This is a genomic window from Bradyrhizobium sp. B097, assembly GCF_038957035.1.
In the GTDB taxonomy this organism is placed as follows: Bacteria; Pseudomonadota; Alphaproteobacteria; order Rhizobiales; family Xanthobacteraceae; genus Bradyrhizobium.
In genome coordinates this window covers 1,450,874-1,471,348 of sequence record NZ_CP152412.1, presented here as the reverse complement: position 1 = coordinate 1,471,348, position 20,475 = coordinate 1,450,874, and the positions used below count along the sequence as shown (strand labels likewise).

General features: G+C 64.3%; 28 protein-coding genes. 18 read left to right on the top strand and 10 right to left on the bottom strand.

Features of this window, described 5'->3' with window-relative positions; translation table 11 throughout:
- Positions 1-19: 19 nt before the first annotated feature.
- The gene (locus tag AAFG07_RS06680; protein ID WP_176533494.1) at positions 20-727 is read right to left on the bottom strand and encodes a glutathione S-transferase N-terminal domain-containing protein; all 708 of its coding nucleotides are present in this window, start codon (positions 725-727) and stop codon (positions 20-22) included.
- A gap of 221 nt (positions 728-948) precedes the next feature.
- On the opposite strand from AAFG07_RS06680, the gene AAFG07_RS06675 reads away from it, so the two are divergent.
- Positions 949-2,064 (top strand): MBL fold metallo-hydrolase, encoded by a 1,116-nt coding sequence (locus tag AAFG07_RS06675; protein WP_342726537.1) that lies wholly within the window; start codon positions 949-951, stop codon positions 2,062-2,064.
- Entirely contained in the window at positions 2,061-2,714 is a 654-nt protein-coding gene (locus AAFG07_RS06670; RefSeq protein WP_342726536.1) for an SCO family protein, read from the top strand. The genes AAFG07_RS06675 and AAFG07_RS06670 overlap by 4 nt, the downstream gene beginning before the upstream one ends.
- Before the next feature lie 172 nt (positions 2,715-2,886).
- On the opposite strand, the gene AAFG07_RS06665 is transcribed toward AAFG07_RS06670, so the two are convergent.
- A complete protein-coding gene (locus AAFG07_RS06665; RefSeq protein ID WP_342726535.1) occupies positions 2,887-3,120 on the bottom strand; it encodes a hypothetical protein in 234 nt (77 codons plus the stop codon).
- 115 nt (positions 3,121-3,235) lie between these two features.
- Here AAFG07_RS06665 and AAFG07_RS06660 point away from each other — a divergent pair, with 115 nt between their 5' ends.
- The 4 genes from AAFG07_RS06660 (at position 3,236) to AAFG07_RS06645 (ending at position 5,931) form a co-directional block, all read left to right on the top strand.
- A complete protein-coding gene (locus AAFG07_RS06660) occupies positions 3,236-4,138 on the top strand; it encodes a LysR substrate-binding domain-containing protein (RefSeq protein ID WP_342726534.1) in 903 nt (300 codons plus the stop codon).
- Positions 4,131-5,351 (top strand): NAD(P)-binding domain-containing protein, encoded by a 1,221-nt coding sequence (locus tag AAFG07_RS06655; RefSeq protein ID WP_342726533.1) that lies wholly within the window; start codon positions 4,131-4,133, stop codon positions 5,349-5,351. The genes AAFG07_RS06660 and AAFG07_RS06655 overlap by 8 nt, the downstream gene beginning before the upstream one ends.
- Before the next feature lie 152 nt (positions 5,352-5,503).
- On the top strand, positions 5,504-5,728 hold the full coding sequence (locus AAFG07_RS06650) for a hypothetical protein (protein WP_097673115.1): 225 nt from the start codon (positions 5,504-5,506) through the stop codon (positions 5,726-5,728).
- An 11-nt stretch (positions 5,729-5,739) separates the two neighbouring features.
- Positions 5,740-5,931: a hypothetical protein gene (locus AAFG07_RS06645; protein WP_342729071.1), complete on the top strand. Its 192-nt coding sequence runs from the start codon at positions 5,740-5,742 to the stop codon at positions 5,929-5,931.
- 66 nt (positions 5,932-5,997) lie between these two features.
- Here the strand turns inward: AAFG07_RS06645 and AAFG07_RS06640 are convergent, their stop codons facing one another.
- Positions 5,998-7,212, bottom strand: a complete 1,215-nt coding sequence (locus tag AAFG07_RS06640; protein ID WP_342726532.1) for a hypothetical protein — start codon at positions 7,210-7,212, stop codon at positions 5,998-6,000.
- Positions 7,213-7,504: 292 nt separating this feature from the next.
- Between AAFG07_RS06640 and uvrB the strand changes: the two genes are divergently transcribed.
- The 4 genes from uvrB (at position 7,505) to AAFG07_RS06620 (ending at position 11,926) form a co-directional block, all read left to right on the top strand.
- Positions 7,505-10,417 (top strand): excinuclease ABC subunit UvrB, encoded by a 2,913-nt coding sequence (gene uvrB, locus AAFG07_RS06635; protein WP_342726530.1) that lies wholly within the window; start codon positions 7,505-7,507, stop codon positions 10,415-10,417.
- A gap of 3 nt (positions 10,418-10,420) precedes the next feature.
- Positions 10,421-10,837 carry a pyridoxamine 5'-phosphate oxidase family protein gene (locus AAFG07_RS06630; RefSeq protein WP_342726529.1) on the top strand — a complete coding sequence of 139 codons (417 nt, stop codon included), beginning with the start codon at positions 10,421-10,423 and terminating at the stop codon, positions 10,835-10,837.
- 37 nt (positions 10,838-10,874) lie between these two features.
- Positions 10,875-11,642 (top strand): DpnI domain-containing protein, encoded by a 768-nt coding sequence (locus tag AAFG07_RS06625; protein ID WP_342726528.1) that lies wholly within the window; start codon positions 10,875-10,877, stop codon positions 11,640-11,642.
- Positions 11,643-11,758: 116 nt separating this feature from the next.
- Positions 11,759-11,926: a hypothetical protein gene (locus tag AAFG07_RS06620; protein WP_342726527.1), complete on the top strand. Its 168-nt coding sequence runs from the start codon at positions 11,759-11,761 to the stop codon at positions 11,924-11,926.
- A gap of 53 nt (positions 11,927-11,979) precedes the next feature.
- Here the strand turns inward: AAFG07_RS06620 and AAFG07_RS06615 are convergent, their stop codons facing one another.
- The 4 genes from AAFG07_RS06615 to AAFG07_RS06600 form a co-directional block, all read right to left on the bottom strand.
- Entirely contained in the window at positions 11,980-12,480 is a 501-nt protein-coding gene (locus AAFG07_RS06615; RefSeq protein WP_342726526.1) for an N-acetyltransferase, read from the bottom strand.
- A gap of 37 nt (positions 12,481-12,517) precedes the next feature.
- On the bottom strand, positions 12,518-12,904 hold the full coding sequence (locus AAFG07_RS06610; RefSeq protein WP_342726525.1) for a hypothetical protein: 387 nt from the start codon (positions 12,902-12,904) through the stop codon (positions 12,518-12,520).
- A gap of 522 nt (positions 12,905-13,426) precedes the next feature.
- Positions 13,427-13,618, bottom strand: coding sequence for a hypothetical protein (locus AAFG07_RS06605; protein ID WP_342726524.1), 192 nt, complete (start codon positions 13,616-13,618; stop codon positions 13,427-13,429).
- Between the two features lie 78 nt (positions 13,619-13,696).
- Positions 13,697-13,936: a hypothetical protein gene (locus tag AAFG07_RS06600; protein WP_342726523.1), complete on the bottom strand. Its 240-nt coding sequence runs from the start codon at positions 13,934-13,936 to the stop codon at positions 13,697-13,699.
- A gap of 356 nt (positions 13,937-14,292) precedes the next feature.
- Between AAFG07_RS06600 and AAFG07_RS06595 the strand changes: the two genes are divergently transcribed.
- The 6 genes from AAFG07_RS06595 (at position 14,293) to AAFG07_RS06570 (ending at position 18,100) form a co-directional block, all read left to right on the top strand.
- Positions 14,293-14,736 (top strand): nuclear transport factor 2 family protein, encoded by a 444-nt coding sequence (locus AAFG07_RS06595; RefSeq protein ID WP_342726522.1) that lies wholly within the window; start codon positions 14,293-14,295, stop codon positions 14,734-14,736.
- A 230-nt stretch (positions 14,737-14,966) separates the two neighbouring features.
- Complete coding sequence (locus AAFG07_RS06590) at positions 14,967-15,227, top strand: hypothetical protein (RefSeq protein ID WP_097673103.1); 261 nt, start codon at positions 14,967-14,969, stop codon at positions 15,225-15,227.
- A gap of 288 nt (positions 15,228-15,515) precedes the next feature.
- Complete coding sequence (locus AAFG07_RS06585) at positions 15,516-15,950, top strand: nuclear transport factor 2 family protein (protein ID WP_171947760.1); 435 nt, start codon at positions 15,516-15,518, stop codon at positions 15,948-15,950.
- A 243-nt stretch (positions 15,951-16,193) separates the two neighbouring features.
- Positions 16,194-17,159, top strand: a complete 966-nt coding sequence (locus tag AAFG07_RS06580; protein ID WP_342726521.1) for a hypothetical protein — start codon at positions 16,194-16,196, stop codon at positions 17,157-17,159.
- A gap of 154 nt (positions 17,160-17,313) precedes the next feature.
- Positions 17,314-17,733: a hypothetical protein gene (locus AAFG07_RS06575; RefSeq protein WP_092117486.1), complete on the top strand. Its 420-nt coding sequence runs from the start codon at positions 17,314-17,316 to the stop codon at positions 17,731-17,733.
- A 226-nt stretch (positions 17,734-17,959) separates the two neighbouring features.
- Entirely contained in the window at positions 17,960-18,100 is a 141-nt protein-coding gene (locus AAFG07_RS06570) for a hypothetical protein (RefSeq protein ID WP_342726520.1), read from the top strand.
- 107 nt (positions 18,101-18,207) lie between these two features.
- Here AAFG07_RS06570 and AAFG07_RS06565 read toward each other — a convergent pair whose 3' ends face one another.
- From AAFG07_RS06565 to AAFG07_RS06555, 3 genes are all read right to left on the bottom strand, one after another.
- Entirely contained in the window at positions 18,208-18,351 is a 144-nt protein-coding gene (locus AAFG07_RS06565; protein ID WP_223969772.1) for a hypothetical protein, read from the bottom strand.
- Between the two features lie 195 nt (positions 18,352-18,546).
- Positions 18,547-19,029, bottom strand: a complete 483-nt coding sequence (locus tag AAFG07_RS06560; RefSeq protein ID WP_342726519.1) for a MaoC family dehydratase — start codon at positions 19,027-19,029, stop codon at positions 18,547-18,549.
- An 8-nt stretch (positions 19,030-19,037) separates the two neighbouring features.
- Positions 19,038-19,496: a MaoC family dehydratase gene (locus AAFG07_RS06555; RefSeq protein WP_342726518.1), complete on the bottom strand. Its 459-nt coding sequence runs from the start codon at positions 19,494-19,496 to the stop codon at positions 19,038-19,040.
- A gap of 321 nt (positions 19,497-19,817) precedes the next feature.
- Between AAFG07_RS06555 and AAFG07_RS06550 the strand changes: the two genes are divergently transcribed.
- Together AAFG07_RS06550 and AAFG07_RS06545 are read left to right on the top strand one after the other, a co-directional pair.
- On the top strand, positions 19,818-20,114 hold the full coding sequence (locus tag AAFG07_RS06550; protein WP_092126096.1) for a DUF4282 domain-containing protein: 297 nt from the start codon (positions 19,818-19,820) through the stop codon (positions 20,112-20,114).
- 155 nt (positions 20,115-20,269) lie between these two features.
- On the top strand, positions 20,270-20,413 hold the full coding sequence (locus tag AAFG07_RS06545; RefSeq protein WP_171947763.1) for a hypothetical protein: 144 nt from the start codon (positions 20,270-20,272) through the stop codon (positions 20,411-20,413).
- Positions 20,414-20,475: the final 62 nt, after the last annotated feature.

Genomic DNA, 20,475 nt, shown 5'->3' with positions numbered 1-20,475 from the left:
CGGGGAATAGAGTCGCGCCCTACCGCACCACCGCCGCGGTCTGTCCGAACAGCAGCTTGCGCTCTTCCTCGGTGCGGATCGCGGGCTGGCCGAAATTCGGGTTGACCTCCTTCGCCTTGGCATAGGCGCGCTCGGTCGCCGGGCGCTTGCCGATCGTCTCCAGCCAGCGCTTCAGATGCGGGAAGTCGTCAATCTCCTGGCCCTGGTTCTTGTAGGGCACGACCCAGGGATAGCTCGCCATGTCGGCGATCGAATAGTCGCCGGCGATGAATTCGCGGTCGGCGAGCCGCTTGTTGAGGACACCGTAGAGCCGGTTGGTCTCGTTGACATAGCGATCGATCGCGTAAGGCAGCTTCTCGACCGCGTAGTTGCGGAAGTGATGGTTCTGCCCGGCCATCGGCCCGAGCCCGCCCATCTGCCAGAACGTCCACTGGATCGCGTCATAGCGGCCGTAGAGATCCGCAGGCAGGAACTTTCCGGTCTTCTCGGCGAGATAGAGCAGGATCGCGCCAGATTCGAAGAGAGAGATCGGCTTGCCGCCGCCCTTCGGCGCGTGATCGACGATCGCCGGAATCCGGTTGTTCGGCGCGACCTGCAGGAAATCCGGCTTGAACTGATCGCCCTTGCCGATGTTCACCGGGAAAACCTTGTATTCCAGTCCGGTCTCTTCGAGGAACATCGTGATCTTGTGGCCGTTCGGCGTGGACCAGTAGTGGAGATCGATCATGGGCGTGATCCTGCATTTCCGGGGATTGCTGACGCATCGGCGAGAAAGATGCGAATGCATGAAGTTGCGCGCATAACCGCACCCAAGTCAATGGCGCGCGCATTGCACCGCGCGCGAATGTGATCTGCAAACGACGCAAGTGCCCGATTGAGCTGCGCCCCGATTGAACCTAGGCTCCGCGTGGTTTGTATTGAAGAATTTTCAGAACATAGGGGATTATGATGACACGGGATTTGGCACGACGTGATTTCCTGAAGGGCTCGGCGGCGATCGCCGGCGCCGCCGCCGCGGGCGCATTCTCCTGCGTCGAGATCGCGAGCGCGGCACCGATCGAGGTGCCGACCGTCGACAAGCTCTCGATCCGCGTGCTGGTCGATTCCAGCTACGATTTATTCTTCAAGCCGAAGCAGGCGGGCGGCGTCACGATCGCGCCGCCGCCGCGCACCGCCGACTACCAGAAGTCGCTGCACAATGAATGGGGCCTGTCGCTGTGGCTGGAGTCGGAGGCCAAGGGCGCGCAGCGCACGTTGATGCTCGACTATGGCTACACGCCCGAGGTGCTGCTCAACAACATGGCGCTGGTCGGCGTCGATCCGGCGAAGCTCGACGCGCTGATCGTGAGCCACGGGCATTACGACCATTTCGGCGGCCTCAACGGCTTCCTCGACAAATTCCGCGACAGACTGCCGGCCGACGTGAAGCTCTATGCCGGCGGCGAGGACAATTTCTGCCACCGGGTCAGCGCAACGCCCACCAAAGGCCAGTTCACCGATTTCGGCACGCTCGACCGCCGCCAGCTCGCGGCGCAGCGCGTCACCACCGTGCTGTGCGAGACCCCGACCGTGATCGCCGGTCACGCCTTCACCACCGGCAAGATCAACCGCCGCAGCATCGAGCGCGTGCTGCCCAACACCTGGGTCGAGTTCAGCATGAAGGACGGGCTCGGCTGCAATGCCAGCCATTATCTGCCGGCCGAGCTGGACGGCAAGATCGTGCCCGACGAGCACATCCACGAGCACGCGACCTGCTTCAACGTGCGGGACTTCGGCCTGGTCGTGATCTCGTCCTGCGGCCATGTCGGCATCGTCAATTCGGTCAAGCAGGCGCAGGAGGTCTCCGGCATCCAGAAGGTGCACGCGATCGTCGGCGGCTTCCATCTCGGACCGGCGCCGAAGGACTACCTCACCGAGGTGGTCGCCGAGATCAAGAAGCTCGACCCCGACGTGCTGATCCCGATGCATTGCTCCGGGCTCAACTTCGTGCAGGAGGCGACCGCGCAGATGGGCGACAAGGTGCTGGTCACGACAACCGGCAGCCGCCTCTCCTTCGGCATATGACCCGGCCGATCCTGCGCATTATCGCATGCGCTGGCGCCGGCCTGGCTTGCGCCGGCGCCGGCCTCTGGCTGGCGCTAACGCCCGCGCCGGCCGGCGATGCACCGGCGCAATCGGCGCGCTCGGCCGCCGAGATCATGGACATCCTGATGTGGAACAGGGAGCCGGTCGGCGGCCCGTTCGCGCTGACCGATCAGGCCGGCCATGCGCGCACCGACAAGGAGTTCCGCGGCAGGCTGATGCTGGTCTATTTCGGCTTCACCACTTGCCCCGACGTCTGCCCGACCGATCTGCAAGCAATCGGACTGGCGCTCGACAAGCTCGGCGCTGACGGCGACCAGGTGCAACCGATCTTCATCACGGTCGATCCCGAGCGCGACACCGCTGCGCATCTCGCGGAGTATGTGCCGCTGTTTCACCCGCGGCTGATCGGCCTGACCGGCAGCTTTGATGCGATCCGCAAGGTCGCCGATGCCTACAAGGTTTACTACGCCAGGGTACCGTTAAAGGACGGCGACTACACCGTCGATCACACCGCCTATATCTATCTGATGGACCGCGACGGCAATTATCTCGGCTTCTTCCCGCCGGGCACATCGGCCGACCGCATGGTCGAGATCATCCGGCCGCGGCTCGCCGAGCCGGCGCGCTAGCGCCGCAAAGGGACTGCCCTCCCTCTCCCGCTTGCGGGGGAGGGTCGGGGTGGGGGTGCCGCCGCGAGTCGCTTCGTGGAGAGAGCCCCCACCCGGATTGCATTTGCGATGCAATCCGACCTCCCCTGCAAGCGGGAGAGGTGAAAGCGAATTCGCGGATAGGACGACAACTTCAATGCATCCGCCCGTGCGCGCGCAAAAAGGTCTCGCCGCTCTCAGTCACCATCACCCGCATGCCCTCGACCGAGGGACGGCGCGCGACATAGCCGCGGTCGACGGCGTCCTCCCAGATCGTCAGCCGCGGGCATGAGGTGCGCCAGACCTCGAGCACCTCGGCATAGGGCCGCGGCTCGCGCGCGACCCATTCCACGAGATCGAGCACCAGGGCGTCCGTGGTCTCAGTCATTTGGTCCTCGCCGGGGTCAGCAGGGATTCAAAATCGTCTCCGGTATTTCTGCGCTGCTTGGCCTCTGCCGGCAAACTGAGTTATCTTGCCCTTGCATCAGTTTTCCTGAGGGTTCATGCGGCGACTGCTCTTTCTCAACGGCATCAAGGCATTCGAGGCCGCGGCGCGGACCGGCAGCTTCGCGGCCGCAGGCCACGAGCTCAACGTCTCGGCCGCCGCAATCAGCCGGATGGTGCATCTCCTGGAAGAGCGGCTCGGCGTCGCGCTGTTCGAGCGCAAGGCGAACCGCCTGGTCACCACCCAGGCGGGCCGCGCCTATCAGGGCGGCCTGACCCCGATCTTCGACGCGCTGGCGAGCCTCACCGCGCAGGTCACCGCATCCGCGAGCGCGCGCGTGCTGACTGTCGGCGTCGGCCCGACCTTTGCGCTGAAATGGATGATCCCGCACCTCGCCGAGTTCCGCAAAGTGGAGCCCGACATCGAGGTGCGGATCACGACCGGCGGCATGGCGGTGCCGTTCGCCGACGACTGGAGCTGCGGCATCCAGCTCGGCGACGGCCAGTGGCCGGGCCTCGTTGCCGAGCCGCTGTTCGCCGCCGACCTGATGCCGGTGTGCACGGCGCGGCTCGCCAACACGTTGAAGCGTCCCGCCGACCTCAAGGGACCGAGCCTGATCCGCGTCGCGCATTCGCCCGACGACTGGCCGTCCTGGCTGAAGGCCGCTGGCGTGCCGCGGATCACCGCGCGCGGGCCGGAATTCCAGTTCTACGGCCAGGCGCTGCAGGCAGCTAGCGACGGGCTCGGGATCGCGATGGGGATCCGGCCCTATATCGATGACGATCTCGCCGCCGGCCGGCTGGTGGCGCCGTTTGCGCTCAGCGTGCCGAAGGGCATGCGCTGGTATCTCGTCTATCGCGGCTTCCACACCGAGCAGCGCGATTTCGCCGCGTTCCGGCGCTGGATCATCCGCGCCGCCGCGGAACCCGCCGCCCGCCGCAAGGGAGCGCGCAATGCCTGACGAGAGCATCGACACGCTGGTGATCGGCGGCGGCCAGGCCGGGCTCACCATGAGCCACCGGCTGAAGCAGCGCGCCATCGCCCATCTGGTGCTGGAGCGGCGGCGGATCGCCGAGCGCTGGCGCAGCGAACGCTGGGACGGCCTGATGTTCCAGTTTCCGAACTGGTCGGTGCGGCTGCCGGAGTTTACGTTTCCGCACAGCGATCCCGACGGCTTCTCGGACACCGCCTCCGTCATCACCTTCATCGAGGACTACGCCGCCTTCGTCGCGCCGCCGATCCGCTGCGGCGTCGAGGTCACCAGGCTGCGCCGCGACGCCGGCGGCTTCTTCGCCGAGATCGCCGGCGGCAGCATCGCCGCCCGCAACGTCGTCATCGCCACCGGCCCCTATCAGCGGCCGCTGCGGCCCGAACTGTTGCGCGAGCACTCCGGCCTGCTTCAGGTTCACGCCAGCGATTACAAAAATCCCGCGCAATTGCCTGACGGCGCGGTGCTGGTGATCGGTGCCGGCGCCTCGGGCGCGCAGATCACCGACGAGCTGGTGCGCGCCGGCCGCCGCGTCTTCCTCTCGATCGGGCGTCACAACCGCCTGCCGCGCCGCTATCGCGGCCGCGACCTGATCTGGTGGTTGGCCGAGATGGGCGTCGACGAGACTCCGGTCGAGCAGCGCGGCCCGTCCCGCCTGCTGCCGGTGATTACGGGCGCCCATGGCGGCCACACCATCGATTTCCGCCGCTTCGCCGCTGACGGCGTGACGCTGCTCGGCCGCGTGACGGCGGCGCGCGACGGCGTGCTCGAGATCGCGCCCGATCTCGCCACCAACATCGCCAATGGCGACGCCTACTACGCGACATTCCTCGGGATCGTCGACGACTTCGTCGCGGCACGCGGCCTCGCGCATCCCGACGATCCCCTGGCGCGCGTCCGCCTGCCCGATCCGCCGGCCCTCACTGCACCGCTGCGGATGATCGACCTGCGCACCGAGCGGATCAGCAGCGTGATCTGGGCCACCGGCTATGGGCTCGATCTGAACTGGATCGACATACCGGTGCTGGACGCCGATGGAGCACCCAGACACCGCCACGGCGTCTCCGACGTGCCGGGCCTGTATTTTCTCGGCCTGCAATGGCTGTCGAAGATGAAATCCTCGTTCCTGTCAGGCGTCGGCGACGACGCGGCCGTGCTCGCCGATCACATCGCGGCCCGCAGCTAGCGCGTTGGTGCGGTTCGCCGGAAGAAACCGCGTCAAAACAAAATGATGGAACTCCTTTGCCCCGTCGGAAATAAACCGCGCGACTTGTGATCTGGTTCACATTGGGCGCCGCGCGCCCGTGCTTCCTATGAGAAGGGGCATCCGAGGTCGCGATGATTTACAGCGGTTTTGAGATCAAGTCGTTCGAGGTGGGGAAGGGGCAATGGCACGCCAGGATTCAACGGGTCGATCAAAGGCCGGTCGTCATCGATGGCATGCCGTTTCCGATGCTCGACATCGGCTTTGCGTGGTCCGATCCGGATGCGGCGATCGACGACGCGAAGCGGACCATCGACCGGTTCCCACAACGGTATGGCATGACAATGCCGTCGGCGTGACCGGCAACGTCGTGGTCGCCGTCGTCCCGCAATGCGAGCCGGATCCGGTCTGGCCGGAGCAGGTCAGAACCAGTTGCCCGGAATGCGCCGCCCGGCTCTCGCTGCTGCGCGTCATTCCCGGCCGCGCCGCCGAATACTGGACCATGCGCTGCGACGGCTGCGGCGGGATCCATCTCGATATCGTCGACCTGCCGCGCGCCTGACGCGCCGGGTTGCTGCATATCGCTTTGCCGAGCGATCCGGGCCAAGCCAGCCGTCCGACCGTGATATCAGCGAGCGGGTGCGGCATTCGGCTGACCAACCGAACCAGTCGATTCCGGCTCGCGGGGCGGAGCAGCGATCACCTTCGGAGCTCCGGACGTCTCGGTCGGCGCAGCGGGCGCCCGTCGTACAAGCCGCGACGGAATGCGCACCGATGCACTGTAGATGCGATTTCCCTCATTGACCTTCACGAGTATCGCTTCTCCGGCGGCCTGCGCGACAGCCTTGGTCAACACATCGGTACAATCCGACTGCTTGAGAAGATTGTTGCAAGACCGCCAGATCAACCGCGAAACCAGCACAAAGTGCGGTGCATAGGCCTCGATCCCCATTCCGACGTAGTTCATGTGAAACACGAAGTTGCGCCAGGTGCGCAGGTCACCGTTGCCGTAGTTCAGGATGTAGGACGCGTATGCCTTGGTTTGACAATCCAGAGCGAAACTTGGTGCGGGCGTTCCATCCTCGAGCAGGACGATGTCCTTCAGCAACGGCTTGGGATCCGCGCAAGATCGCGTCAACGTGTCGACGATGACCCACATGTTCATTTCAAGGGAGTCGCGATAGAGCGGCAGCAGCGTGAGCACCGGTCCCAGGCTTGAAAAGCTGAGGTTCAGCAGATCGTCGACGATCGTCGTCGCTTGATTGACCGCCCTCGCCCCGAAGATGGCTGCCTTCGCCGACGCAGACAGGACCGGCACTTCACCAACCAGCTTGTCACGAATGGACGCGAGTTGCACACTGGTTTTCTCGTTGAAGAGCGAGCTCAGCGCCAGGCGGTACAGCGCGTAGTCAAGCCGCGCCATCTTCTCGTCAAAGAACTGGCAAATGGCGGGAGAGACAAAATTGACCGCTTCAAACGTGCCGATTGGGCTGTTGGCGTTGTTGACCTGGGTCGCGATCTTGATCCAGCCAGAAGGAGCGCCGGCGGCGTCCTGATAGAGGCAATCGTAGGCTTCAAACGCCACGGCGAGCGCGGACTTCAAATTGCCTTCGATCGCCGCCACATCTGCCTCGTTGTGACCGCCTTGTCTGGCCGCCGCCAGGAGAACGCCAATCAGCAGATATGACCGGAACAGGCGGTGACTCTTGGTGTGGGCTGCGAAGAGGACGTAGTCCTCCATTTCAGCGACGGTCCCACCCCTGCGATCAATTTCAGCGCAGCCGATCAGCATCGATATCGCGACGGCAGCCGCGACAAGGCGGCTTGCGGCCTTCAAAAACATCTTGGCCCCCGGAAAAGCGTCATGAAAAAAAAATCAAACCAGCGCGCGGATCACGTCATGCGCCGGCTCGATTCGCGAGAGGGTTGCGGAGGAATGCCGCAACTACCTCCGGATTTTCCACAACCTTCGGTTCCGTCAGTCGCGCTCCCGCCGCTGCGTTTCAGGTGCGGGTCGTCTCCTCCGGGCCTGCCACCCGGGCTGCTGACACCCTGCTGTCAGCAGCCTCGCCTGTGCGCCAATCCAGCCGTCGATTGCCCTTTTCTCGCTGCCGGACTCGTCCCATATTCCGGCCATGGCGAAGACATCAGGCACTCCGAAAAAGCCCGGCAGATCCCCCAAATCGAAAGCGCACCGGCCCGAAGTCCAACCGATCGGACCGGCGCTGGCTGAGCTGCTCAATCCGGCGATCAATCGCGGCGATGCCGGCATGGGTTCGGGCACCGGCCTGCAGCCGCCGCCGGACAATTCCTGGGACCGCCGCGCCGGCGGCGAGGCCGCGGCGCATCGCGCGCGGGCGTCGACGCGCGAGACCAGCGAGGACGTCGCCAGGCGCGACGCGTCCGGCCTCGAGGAAGCCCCGCAGGCCAATTACGGCACCTCGGCCACCATCCCGACGCTCGATCCGGAACTGGCACGGCAGCTCGGCCTGCCGACCGCCGAGGACGATGACGAGGCGCTCGCCCGTCCGCCGCGCAGCAAGATGGAGGCGCTCGGCGTCAAGGCGACCGCCGACGCGCTGGAGAACCTGATCCGCGACGGCCGTCCGGAATTCCGCAGGGACGACGGCTCGATGCGGGTGTGGACCCCGCACCGGCCGCCGCGCCCGGAGAAATCCGAAGGCGGCGTGCGGTTCGAGATCAAGTCGTCCTACGAGCCGAAAGGCGACCAGCCGACCGCGATCGCGGAGCTGGTCGAGGGCATCGGGCGCAACGACCGCACCCAGGTGCTGCTCGGCGTCACTGGCTCGGGCAAGACCTACACCATGGCCAAGGTGATCGAGGCGACGCAGCGCCCTGCACTGATCCTGGCGCCGAACAAGACGCTGGCCGCGCAGCTCTATGGCGAGTTCAAGAGCTTCTTCCCCGACAACGCGGTCGAGTATTTCGTCAGCTATTACGACTACTACCAGCCGGAAGCCTACGTTCCGCGCACCGACACCTACATCGAGAAGGATTCCTCGATCAACGAGCAGATCGACCGCATGCGCCATTCGGCGACGCGCGCGCTGCTCGAGCGCGACGACGTCATCATCGTTGCCTCGGTGTCCTGCATCTACGGTATCGGCTCGGTCGAGACCTACACCGCGATGACCTTCGCGCTGAAGAAGGGCGAGCGCATCGACCAGCGGCAGCTGATCGCCGACCTGGTCGCGCTGCAATACAAGCGCACCCAGGCCGACTTTACCCGCGGCACCTTCCGGGTCCGCGGCGACGTCATCGACATCTTCCCGGCGCACTATGAGGACCGCGCCTGGCGCGTGAACCTGTTCGGCGACACCATCGAGACCATCGAGGAGTTCGACCCGCTCACCGGCCACAAGCAGGACGAGCTCGAATTCATCAAGATGTACGCCAATTCGCACTATGTGACGCCGCGCCCGACCTTGGTGCAGGCGATCAAATCGATCAAGAGCGAGCTGAAGATGCGGCTCGACCAGCTCAACGACCAGGGCCGGCTGCTGGAGGCGCAGCGGCTGGAGCAGCGCACCACCTTCGATCTCGAGATGATGGAGGCGACCGGAAGCTGCGCCGGCATCGAGAACTATTCGCGCTACCTCACCGGGCGCCGCCCCGGCGAGCCGCCGCCGACGCTGTTCGAATACGTCCCCGACAACGCGCTGGTGTTCGCCGACGAAAGCCACGTCACCGTCCCGCAGATCGGCGGCATGTTCCGCGGCGACTTCCGCCGCAAGGCGACCTTGGCCGAATACGGCTTCCGCCTGCCCTCCTGCATGGACAACCGCCCGCTCCGCTTCGAGGAATGGGACATGATGCGGCCGCAGACGGTGGCAGTGTCGGCGACGCCGAGCGGCTGGGAGATCAACGAAAGCGGCGGCGTGTTCGTCGAGCAGGTGATCCGCCCGACCGGGCTGATTGATCCTCCCGTCAATATTCGCCCCGCCCGCACCCAGGTCGACGACCTCGTCGGCGAAGTGCGCGCCACCGCGCAGGCCGGCTACCGCTCGCTGATCACGGTGCTGACCAAGCGCATGGCGGAGGACCTCACCGAATATCTGCATGAGCAGGGCATCCGCGTCCGCTACATGCACTCTGACATCGACACCATCGAGCGCATCGAGATCATCCGCGATCTCCGCCTCGGCGCGTTCGACGCGCTGGTCGGCATCAATTTGCTGCGCGAGGGCCTCGATATTCCCGAATGCGCGCTGGTCGCGATCCTTGACGCCGACAAGGAAGGCTTTTTGCGCAGCGAAACGTCCTTGATCCAGACCATCGGCCGTGCCGCGCGCAACGTCGACGGTAAGGTGATCCTCTATGCCGATCAGATGACCGGCTCGATGGAGCGCGCCATCGCCGAGACCAACCGCCGCCGCGAGAAGCAGGTCGAGTACAACGAGGCCAACGGCATCACGCCGGAGAGCGTGAAGAAGTCGATCGGCGACATCCTCAGCTCCGTCTACGAGCGCGACCACGTGCTGGTCGAGATCGGCGACGGCGGCATGGCCGACGACGTGATCTCGATCGGGCACAATTTCGAAGCCGTGCTGGGCGACCTCGAAACGCGGATGCGCGAAGCCGCGGCCGATCTGAACTTCGAGGAAGCCGCCCGCCTGCGCGACGAGGTCAAGCGCCTGCGCGCCACCGAGATGGCCGTGGTCGACGATCCCACTGCCAAGCAGCGTAACGTGCAGAAGCAGGCCGGTGCCTATGCCGGCACCCGGAAATACGGCGATGCCGCCAACCTGCCGGTCGCCGCGCTGAAGAACAAGATCGCACAGACCTCGCTCAAGGCGAGCCGCGGCGGCAAGTCCGGATCGCGGGTGCACAAGCCCGACCTCGACGAGATGCACGGCCCGGAATCGCTGCCCTTCCGCCCGAGCGGCGCACTGCTGGCCAAACCGTTCGGCACCACAAGCCGCATCATCCAGCCGAACGACTCGCGACAATCAGGGCCGGAGTTCGGGCCAGCGCCGCGCTCGAGCGGGGGAGCGCCGGGCAAGCGGGGCGGGTGGAAGAAGCGGTAGACCATGACGCGTGCCGAGCTTCTCGCCTTCCTGCGGATGCATCGGCTTGCAGTGGTCAGCACGGTCCACGACGGCGCGCCGCAAGCCGCCGTCGTCGGCATCGCGGTCAGCGACGAGCTCGAGATCATCTTCGATACGCTGACCACGTCGCGCAAATACCAGAACCTCCGCGCCGATCCCCGTGCCGCGCTGGTGATCGGCTGGGACGCCGAGCAGACTGCGCAGCTCGAGGGCGTCGCCGACTTTCCAACCGGTGCGGAGCTCGCCGCCTGCAAGCAGGTCTATTTCGCGGCGTGGCCCGACGGTCCGGATCGTGAGGCGTGGCCGAACATCGGCTATGTCCGCGTGAGGCCGGGCTGGGTGAGGTTCAGCGATTTTGGCGCGGTGCCGGCGCTGGTTGAGGAGAGCGAACTGGAGTAGCGCTAGATATTTGCTTCCGTTTCGCTACGCTGGCCTCATGAAACTCGCTTTCGAAGAATCGCAAACCTCCTACACCAGCGGCTCGCAGAGCGCCCGCGCCTGGACGGAGGCCTGGGTCAAGGCCTGGGCCTATTGCCCGCATTGCGGTAGTGCGAGGATGTCGCAGTTTCCAAACAACAGCCCTGTGGCCGACTTCCTGTGTGGATCGTGCAGCGAGGAGTTCGAGCTTAAGAGCCAAAAGGGAAAGTTCGGCCCCAAGGTTGCCGACGGCGCTTTCAAGACGAAATGCGAACGTCTTGCCGCAAGCAATAATCCCAATCTTTTACTGATGAACTACGACCTCAAGACGCTTGCGGTCGTCAATCTGCTGATCGTTCCGAAGCATTTCTTCGTTCGGGACATCATAGAGGAGCGGAAGCCACTGGCGGCGGCCGCTCGGCGCGCCGGCTGGATCGGCTCCAATATCCTGCTCGGGAAGGTCCCGGAGTCTGGAAAAATCCACATTGTCCAGAACGGTGTCATTCGAGACAAGGAGTTGGTCCTCGCGGAGTGGCAGAAGACACTGTTTCTTCGAAGCGAGTCGCTGGAATCGCGTGGCTGGCTTCTCGACGTCATGAAGTGCGTGGAGTCGCTGGGCAAACGCGACTTCACCCTCGAAGAAGTCTATGCTTTCGAGCGCCATCTTGGCGATCTGTATCCGGGCAACCAGAATGTCCGGCCGAAGATACGTCAACAACTCCAGTATTTGCGTGATCGCGGATTTATCGAATTCCTGTCGCGGGGCAACTACCGACTGAAGTCGTGAGGGCAGCCATGGCGTGGTTTCTGAACCTCTACAAATGCGACCGTTGCAGACGTCGCTGGGCTGACGAGTGGTCGTGCATGTGCGACGACGAATGCCCTCACTGCGGCGCGCGGAATATGACTCCCTACGACAGCGAGGACCTCACCACGCTGGTCGAGGAAGAAGGCAGCGAGTATGTGGTGCTCTGGTCGCCTGAAACGGCCGAGCACGATCCCGACTACCGTGAACTCGGCCGCTTCCCATCACGCGAGAAGGCGTTGGAATTCCTCTCCGCGGACGGATGATCTCAGCACGTGAGCCGTATTGGCGATGGCCTCCAAGCACACCCGTCCTTGGATCACGCGACATCGAACGCCGCATGGTATTTCACATCCCCCTTCGGCGCTTTCCCCTTCAGCACCAGCCGCTGAAAATACGGGCTCGGCTTGCCGCCATAGGTCAGCGCGGGATCGCCGACGAAGCCGAAGCGGCTGTAATACGCGGGATCGCCGAGCAGGACGCAGCCGTCGGCATTCTGTGCCGCGAGGCGCGCAAGTCCCTCGCGGATCAGCGCGCCGCCGATGCCCTGGCGTTGCATCTCCGGTGCGACCGAGACCGGGCCGAGGCCGTACCAGCGTCCAGCGACGCCGTCGATCTGCACTGGCGAGAAGGCGACGTGGCCGACGATGCGTCCGTCGTCCGAGGTCGCCACCAGCGAGACGGTCAGCGCGCCGGCCTTGCGCAGCGCCTCGACGATGCGGGCTTCGGTGCCGCTGCTGTGCGGCGCTGCCGCGAAGGCGGCCGTCGTGATGCGGCTGATCGCGGCGACGTCTTCATCGCGTTCGTCTCTGATCTGCATGACCTCAAATAAGGCCGATCGGCGGCGAAGCGCAAGCTCAGCCGACGCTGACGACCGCGACGGCCAGCAGCGACATCATGATCATCGTCGTCATGAGTTGCAGCGAGACGCCGGGCTGGCTCCGCCATTGTGCGATCTTCTCGGAGAACGCGAGACTCGCGTCGAAGAACATCGGCGCATGGATGTGCACGAAGCGTTGCGGGAATTTGGCGGCGAGCCAAGGCGTGATCGCGGCATAGACCAGCGAGGCGAGCACGACGTAGATCGCGGCGCCATAGCGTTCGCCGACGATTTCCGGGGCGCCGAACATTTTCAGCACCAGCACGGCGGCGGCGAAGGTCGGCAGGCCCTGGAGGATGGCGGTGAGCGCAAAGCCTTCGAGCCGGTTCTGCGCGGATGATTTCGGTGCAGCGATGGCATTCATGGCGGCGATCCCTTCGGGCAATCGGGTGATTCGATGCCGCCACGCTAGCCGGGTGCGCTTGCCTGCGGCGTGATGGAGGTCACGGCGCTCGCCGCGCAACTTCGCCGCGCCAACAATCTCGATGTCGTCCCTGCGAAAGCAGGGACCCATAACCACGATTGGTTGTTGATGGGCGATACCGGAACGACGAGTCCCGTTCATAAGACCCGCCGCGGAGTATGGGTCCCTGCTTTCGCAGGGACGACGCCGGGAGAAGCCGCGCCCTCCCGGCTCAAGCTCTGGCGTCTCTGGAATACTGGATCACCCGCATGCGCGGGTGATGACACCGAGCGCGCTGTTTGACATGTGAATCGGAATTTCACCCACGTCGTCCCGGGCAAGCGCAGCGCGACCCGGGACCCATAACCACGGGGAGGAATTGTTGTCCGACGCTGTGGCCCCAGCTTACCTCTCCAACACAACCCTGTGGTTATGGGTCCCTGCTTTCGCCGGAACGACAACGGAGTTTGCCGAGCGATAATCCTACCCCGACCGCTTGTTGCTGGTGTTCTGGATCAGATTGCCGTGCGCGGCCTGCTCGCGGATGTTGTGCTTCTCGTCGTCGCGATGGCCCTTGGTGGTGTCGAGGGGAACGCCGGGGGAGCTGCCGGGGCCCTTATGGCTTCTGTTGTCGTCGGGAACGGGCTGGATGGTCTTTGTCTTTGGTTTCGTCATCATCGTCTCCGTTACGCAAGGAGACAACGCCGCCCGCGCGGGCGGCGTTCCGGAAATGAGACTTCAAACTGGTCGGGCTTACAGCTTCTCCTGCTGCGAGGGCTGCGCCTGTTGCTGTTGGCGCTGACGTTCCTGCTCCTTGGCGTGATGGCGGCCGTAGAGACATCCGGCGGCGGCGCCGAGCACGCCGTGATGGCCGGCATAATGACCGGCGACGCCGCCGACGACCGCGCCCTTGATGCAGCCCTTGGCGTCGGCGGGCGAGGTGGCGGCAAGCGCACTGACGGCAATGGCGGACGCGAGAAGAATCGATTTCATGATACGGCTCCAATGGAATTCTAATGCATCAACGGCCAGGCCGCCCCGCCGGTTCCCGCCGCTTCCGGGCCGACGTGAGACGTCCGGGGAGTTCTCACGAATTCGCGGCCACCTGCCCCCGCGCGCGTCACGTCTTCGCAACGCGATCAGTCCAGTTTCATCAGTTCAGTTTCTTGCCATGTCGGGATGGCACCCCGGCGCAACCGCATCCATGTTGTGCCGCAATGCACGTTCCGGTTGCCGAACCTAATCGCGTCTCGTGCGTCAAAACATATGTTTGAGAGTGGAACGCTTCGGTTCACAATGCGGGCCAGGGCCAGTCAAAGGCGAGTCGGACCGAACCGGCGGAGTCGAATATGGGCGAGGATTTGAACCGGCAGCGCGTCTTGAACTTCCTCGACGTCTATTATGCCGGCGGCATCGAGGGCGCGCTTGATCGCTGCAGCGACGACGTCGCGTTTCTCGCCAACGCCCCGATCGACATTCTTCCGCATATGGGCCAGCACCGCGGCAAGGCCGCGCTGCGCCAGATGTGGACCACGATCCACGAGCGCTATTCCGACATGCGCTACGAGGCGCCGATGGTGGTGGCCGAAGGCGACCAGGTCGCGGCGCAGCTGCGGGTGTTCTTCCGCAAGCGCAACAACGCCCGCGTGGTGCAGTTCGACGTCGCGGTGTTCTACACGCTGCGCGACGGCAAGATCACCGAGATCCGCGAGATCATCGACACGTTCGACCTCGTCCAGCAGGTGCTGGAGCGTGATGTCGCAGCGGCGCTGATCGGGCAAAACGCGGGCTAGAGCATTTTCGGTTCTGATTGAATCCGAACCGAAGCTCTAGATTCTTGTTTTGACGCGTTTTCTTCACGCGAACCGGTGTCCACTTCGCTCGAAAACGCTCTAGCTCCCGGAACACGGGGCAACCCACGCCGGCGCCCCCCGCCGCGCAAATTCGTCCCCGCCAGCGTTGAACCTTGAAGGCCCGACGCTGACCTATCACTGGGCTTGTTGCGGTCGGGGCTGAAATCACCATGAAAGTCGCATTGCTCGCTGTGCTTGGCCTTGCACTGGGCGCCCTTGGCGGCGCCGCTCTCGGCATCGGAGCCGGGCTGACCTGGATCGGACTGGCCAAAACCTCAGGTCTCGACAGCGGAACGCTGGTGTTTTTCACCTTCATGCCGCTCGGCGCCGCGATCGGCGGCATCGGCGGCGCGCTGCTGTTCGCGGTGGTGGCGATCCGCGACGCCGAGATCGTGATCGAACGGCAGCCGCTGCGGCAGCGCGACCGCTGAATTACGGAGCGTTTTCGAGCGAAGTGGATGCCGGTTCGCGTGAAGAAAACGCGTCAAAACTGGAATCCAGAACCCCGTTCCGATTCCATTGGAACGGGGTTCTGTAGACGGACGGTCACATTCCGGTCAAAACCGGCGCAATTGTGCATTGCAAAAAAGTCATTTGCGTTTTGGCCATTCCGCCCTATTTGAGGCGGTAATAGTGACGTGCAGCAACCTGGCAGGGCGTCGACGCTGACCGCCTGCCATTCGTTTGCTTTGAAAATCCAGTTTCAGGACGAGACCAAAATGACAGAGCACAGCCTCTGGCGTTTTTCGCGCGCATTGCATCGCGCGATCAACGAACGCCAGCTTGCAGACATCGAGCCGCTGCTCGATGACGAGGTCGAATGGGCCATCTACGGGCCGATCGACCTGTTTTCCTTTTTCGGCTCGCGCCGCGGCAAGGCCGCCGTGCTCGAGGTGATCAGGCAGATCGGCGAGAACCTGCGGGTTCACCGCTTCGATCGGGAGTCGATCATGCTGGGTGCGGATTCCGCAGCCTCGATGCTGCGCTATTCGCTGACGGCATTGGACTCCAACAAGCCGATCTCGCTCAGGATCGCGCATTTCGCGCAGTTCAAGGCCGGCAAGCTCACGAGCTTCCGCGTGCTGGTCGACAGTTTCGACCTGGTCGAGCAGACCGTCGGTTACCCGATCCATCTGCCGCGCATCGCGGTCTGACCGCGCCACGATTTCACGCCTTCGTCATGTCCGGGCCGCGCCTTCGCGTTAAGGCGCCCCGGCAGAAGCGGCCTGTTTTGCCAGCCCCGAACGGCCGCACCCGGGCGGCGCGATGCGCCAACGCGCCTAGCGTTTGTCCCGGACATGACGATCACGCGTTGATCAGTTGCCTTGGCAGCGCCGTTGCCACAATTTTGCGCCAAGAAAACCGCATGTTGCGGCGCTGGAATTTGCGGGCTGGGAATGACTTCTACATCACGATTTGGCTGGACAAGGCTGCCGGTGCTGGCGGCCGGCTTCAGCGTGGCGATCGCGCTTTCGGCCGCGGCGCAGACCTCACCATGGGCGATCGCTCCCGCCGCCCAAGACACCGCGAAAGGCACCGCGAAAGGCACCCCCGCTGACGATGCCGAGGCTGCGGCCGATGAGGCGCCGCCGGCGGCCGACGCCAATGACGCCGACATCCTGAAGGACATCGACCAGAGCAAGCTCGACTGGAGCCAGCTCGACACCGACTCCACCAGCCTGCCCACGCTGGCGCCGAAGAGAGCGGCCAAACCCAGCAGCATCGCCGGCAACGATCCGTCCTGGTCCACCAACAACAACGCCAACGGCTCGTCGGCGGTGTCGGTCAAGCAGTCGGTCTCGCCGTTCCTCGACACCCGCATCGGCGCCGACATGACGGTCGCCAAACAGGGCACGATGACGACGTCGGAGCAATTGTCGGAGCGGCTCGCCAATGGCGGCAGCCTCCCGCAATCCGGCGGCTCGGCCTGGGCTTCGGTGTCGGCACCAGGCGTGGCTTCGATCTGGGACAAGACCTCGGTCGAGGCGCGGGTCGATCCGGGCGCCGACCAGAGCAAGGTCGGCACCTCGCTCAGCAAATCGGTGCCGCTGTCGGAGCAGTATTCGCTGACCTTGCAGAGCGGCTACAATTTGATCCAGCAGGGCGTGGTGCCGGTGCCCGGCGTCGACAGCCACCCGTCGCGCAGCTACGACACCGATCAGTCGGCACGCCTGTCCGTTACCGACACCGGCACCAGCATCACCGCCGGCCAGACCCTGTCGACCGCCGAGGACAGATGGCTGCGCCGGGTCGGCGCCGAGCAGAAGTTGTTCGACGGCGTCACCGTCTCCGGCTCGGTCGGCGAGACCGCCCAGGGCACGATCAACAAGAGCATCGGCGCCGGCTACAAGCGCTCATGGTGAACGATCTGTTAGCCCTGTCGCGCTAATGATCAGGCATTGCCCCAACTTGGCCCAGATGCGGTCAAATTCGGCGGCACTGATAGGTCCGTAACTTCATCAATTCGTCGTGCGGGGGACAAGCCGCGCTTCGCTATTGCGAACCAGGGGAAAGCCGATGAACGCCACCAACCGTACCGAGGAAGCCGCTGAAACGACTTCCGAGGTCGATTCCAACCTTGCTGCGGTCTCGGAAGTCGAAGCCGGCATCCGCGACTTCGTGCGCAACGACATCGCCTATCTGCGCCGGCCGGTGGCGAGCCCGGAGACCGCGCCGACCGACACCAATACCGATGCCACCGTCAGCAACGTCAACTCGCTGATCCAGCGCGTCGCCGGCACCTCGCTCGCCGAGATCGAGAAGCTGATCGGCGAGCTCGAGAGCCTGCGCGACCTGCTGCATGCCGAGGGCCAGCGCGTCCAGCGCGAGATCTCCGGCTATGCCCAGCTCAGCCAGGCCGCGATGAAGTCGACGCGCATGATCGCCGACAACGTCTCGCAGTGGAAGCGCGCCGCCGACGGCCTGCGCAACAGCTGATCCCGATCAGTTCCAGACTGATGGCCGCCGCCTCCCGAACAGGGGGCGGCGGCTTCGTTTTGCGCGGGCCGATTCAGCGCAGAACGATTCGTTATTCAGCGCGGTGTAAACTCCGCGGCATCAATTCTTGCAGAAGCCGATTTGAACTTGAGATGCCGAGCCCGCGTCCAATCCGGAATTCGCGTCCGGACCGCGCCTTGGCGGGACGTCCATTTGGAGAGAATTCATGCAGAGCGTCCGGCCGGATAACGCCGCCGATCCTATACCGCTGCGCCAGCCGCAGCAGGGCATCGGCACGATCATGATCCGGTTCCTCGCCATCCTGGCAGCCGCGACCGTCGTGATGGTGCTGATCTGGAATCGTTAAGTATCGGGATCGGGAGAAGTGTGACGCAGCCTGCCGACGGGTCACATTGAAAAACGCGAATGCGCGCCACGGCGCTCGCTCGAGCGCCGAGGGTTACAGACGGTCGATCAGCGGTCGATGCTCGCGGTGGTCTCGAAGGAATAATTGCCGTCCGCAAAGCCCTTCACGACCATTCCGGTGGCCACCATCACGACAACTGTGACCGTCGCAAAGATAATGCCGACGAGTTTCAGCGCGCTGCGATCTGCCATAGTCGTCCCCAGGTGTTCGGCCCAATTGCCAGGCCAAGTGTTCGCCCAAGTGCTCGTGCCCCCGGCCATAAGGCAGGGACAAAGGTTCAAAATGCGTTAGCAAAAAATGAGTTCCACGCAACGCACAACTACGTCGGCAGCAGAAGTAGCTGCCAACCATGGCGTCCGTGCAACATCAGAGGCGCTGGGGCAACATCAGGAACCCGGATTCCGGCGCGGTACGAAGGCGGTCGCGAGGAACGAGAACACCACCTCATTGCGCTGATTGACGCCGGTGTTGCGCGCCTGAAGGATGCCCCATTCCGGCCGCTTCTCGGACGTGCGTTTGGTCTCGATCTGGTTGGTGAAGCTGATGGTGTCGCCTGATAGCACCGGGCGGATCCAGCGCAGCTCACGGAAGCCCGGCGACGGTCCCCAGACCGCGACCGTCTCGCCGCGGGCGGCGGCTTCCGCGGCGAGCCGCTTGCCGTCGGCGACGAGCAGCTTCATGCAGACGCTGGCGACGTGCCAGCCCGATGCGGCGAGCCCGCCGAACAGCGACTTGCGCCCCTCCTCCTCGTCGAGATGGAAGCGCTGCGGATCGAACTGCGCGGCAAACCGCTTGATGTCCTCGGCGGTAAAGGTGAATGAGCCGAACTCGCGCCGTGCGCCGATCTCGATGTCTTCAAAAAAGCGCATGATGTCTCCTATGCGCTCGCAGCGTCACGGCGGCTGATCATGATCGGCGCCTCCATCTCGCACAGCATCTCGCCGCGCGCGTTGCGGATCGTGCTCTTGAAGGTGACGATGCCGGTCTCGAGGCGGCTCTTCGAGACCCGCGCTTCAATGACATCGACATCCAGCGTCAAATCGTCGCCCGGACGCAGCGGCGCCACCCAGCGCATCTCGTTGACCCCGGGCGCGCCCAGCGAGGCGGTGCGGCCGATGAAGCCGTCGAACATCATCCGCATCATCAGCGAGCCGAGATGCCAGCCCGAGCCCGACAGGCCGCGGAGCATGGATTTCTTCGCCGCCTCCTCGTCGAGATGCATCGGCTGCGGGTCGAATTCGGCGGCAAAGGCGAGGATCTCCTCGCGCGAAACGTGGCGCGGGCCGAACGTGCCGAAACGGCCGGGCTTGAAGTCTTCGAAGGTCAGCGTGGTCATTGGGTGAGGATATGCTGGAGGGAAGCCCGATTGTGGCCGTTATTTGCAGCAATCACAACCAGCCCACTCGCATAGCTCGCCCCTGGACTGCCGGCGCCCGGTCCCGGGCCTGGCTTTGGCGAGACTGATTGGGCTTCTGCGGCAGCGATCCCTTTGGGTGCGGAGGCGCTTTGGCGCCGGCCCGAGCCATTGGCCCGGCGAAACGCCTCGTCCTGACCGACGCCTGCTGCGCAGGCTGCCGGGACGAAGTGATCACGCCGGGGGTGACGCAGTAGGATGAACGAGACGCGAATCATATTTCGGCTGGCCGGGAGAACCATGATGTTCGATTTCCAGGATCTGTTTCAGTGGGACCGCTTCATCACGCCCACGATCATCAAGACGTTCTACTGGCTGGTGATCGCGGTCATCGTGCTGTTCGGGATCTCCGGCATCCTGTGGAGCCTCACCGCGATGGCGATCAGCCCGTTCGTGGGCTTCATCCAGTTGCTCGCGTCGATCGCCAGCATCTTCGTCGGCATCGTGTTGTCGCGCATCGCCGCCGAGTTCATCCTGATCGTGTTCCGGATCAACGAGCATCTCGGCGCGATCCGCGATCGCGACGGGGGCATGCACTGAGGCTTTCGCGCTCCCGCCGGACGCGGCCTGCCGCCCGGGCTGTGGTTAATCCGAAGTAGCACCCGCGCGCAAATGCCAGCAAAATTCCGAGCGGGATCTTAAAACCGCTCGCGTATCAGTCTCCGCATTGCGCTGAAGACCAACGCGGGGGCGTCGTGAATTCGAGGAATGGTTTTATTGCCGTGAGGCCGGGTGAGCCGGGCTTTACGACCGAGGATATTCTGTGGGCTGTCGGCATCTGGTCGGTGATCCTGACCCTGGCGCCGGTGATCGCGTTCTATCTGCTGATGGTGGCGTGAGACCTGTCATTCCGGGGCATGCGAAGCATGAACCTCAGATGCGCAATTGCGCATCGGGGAAT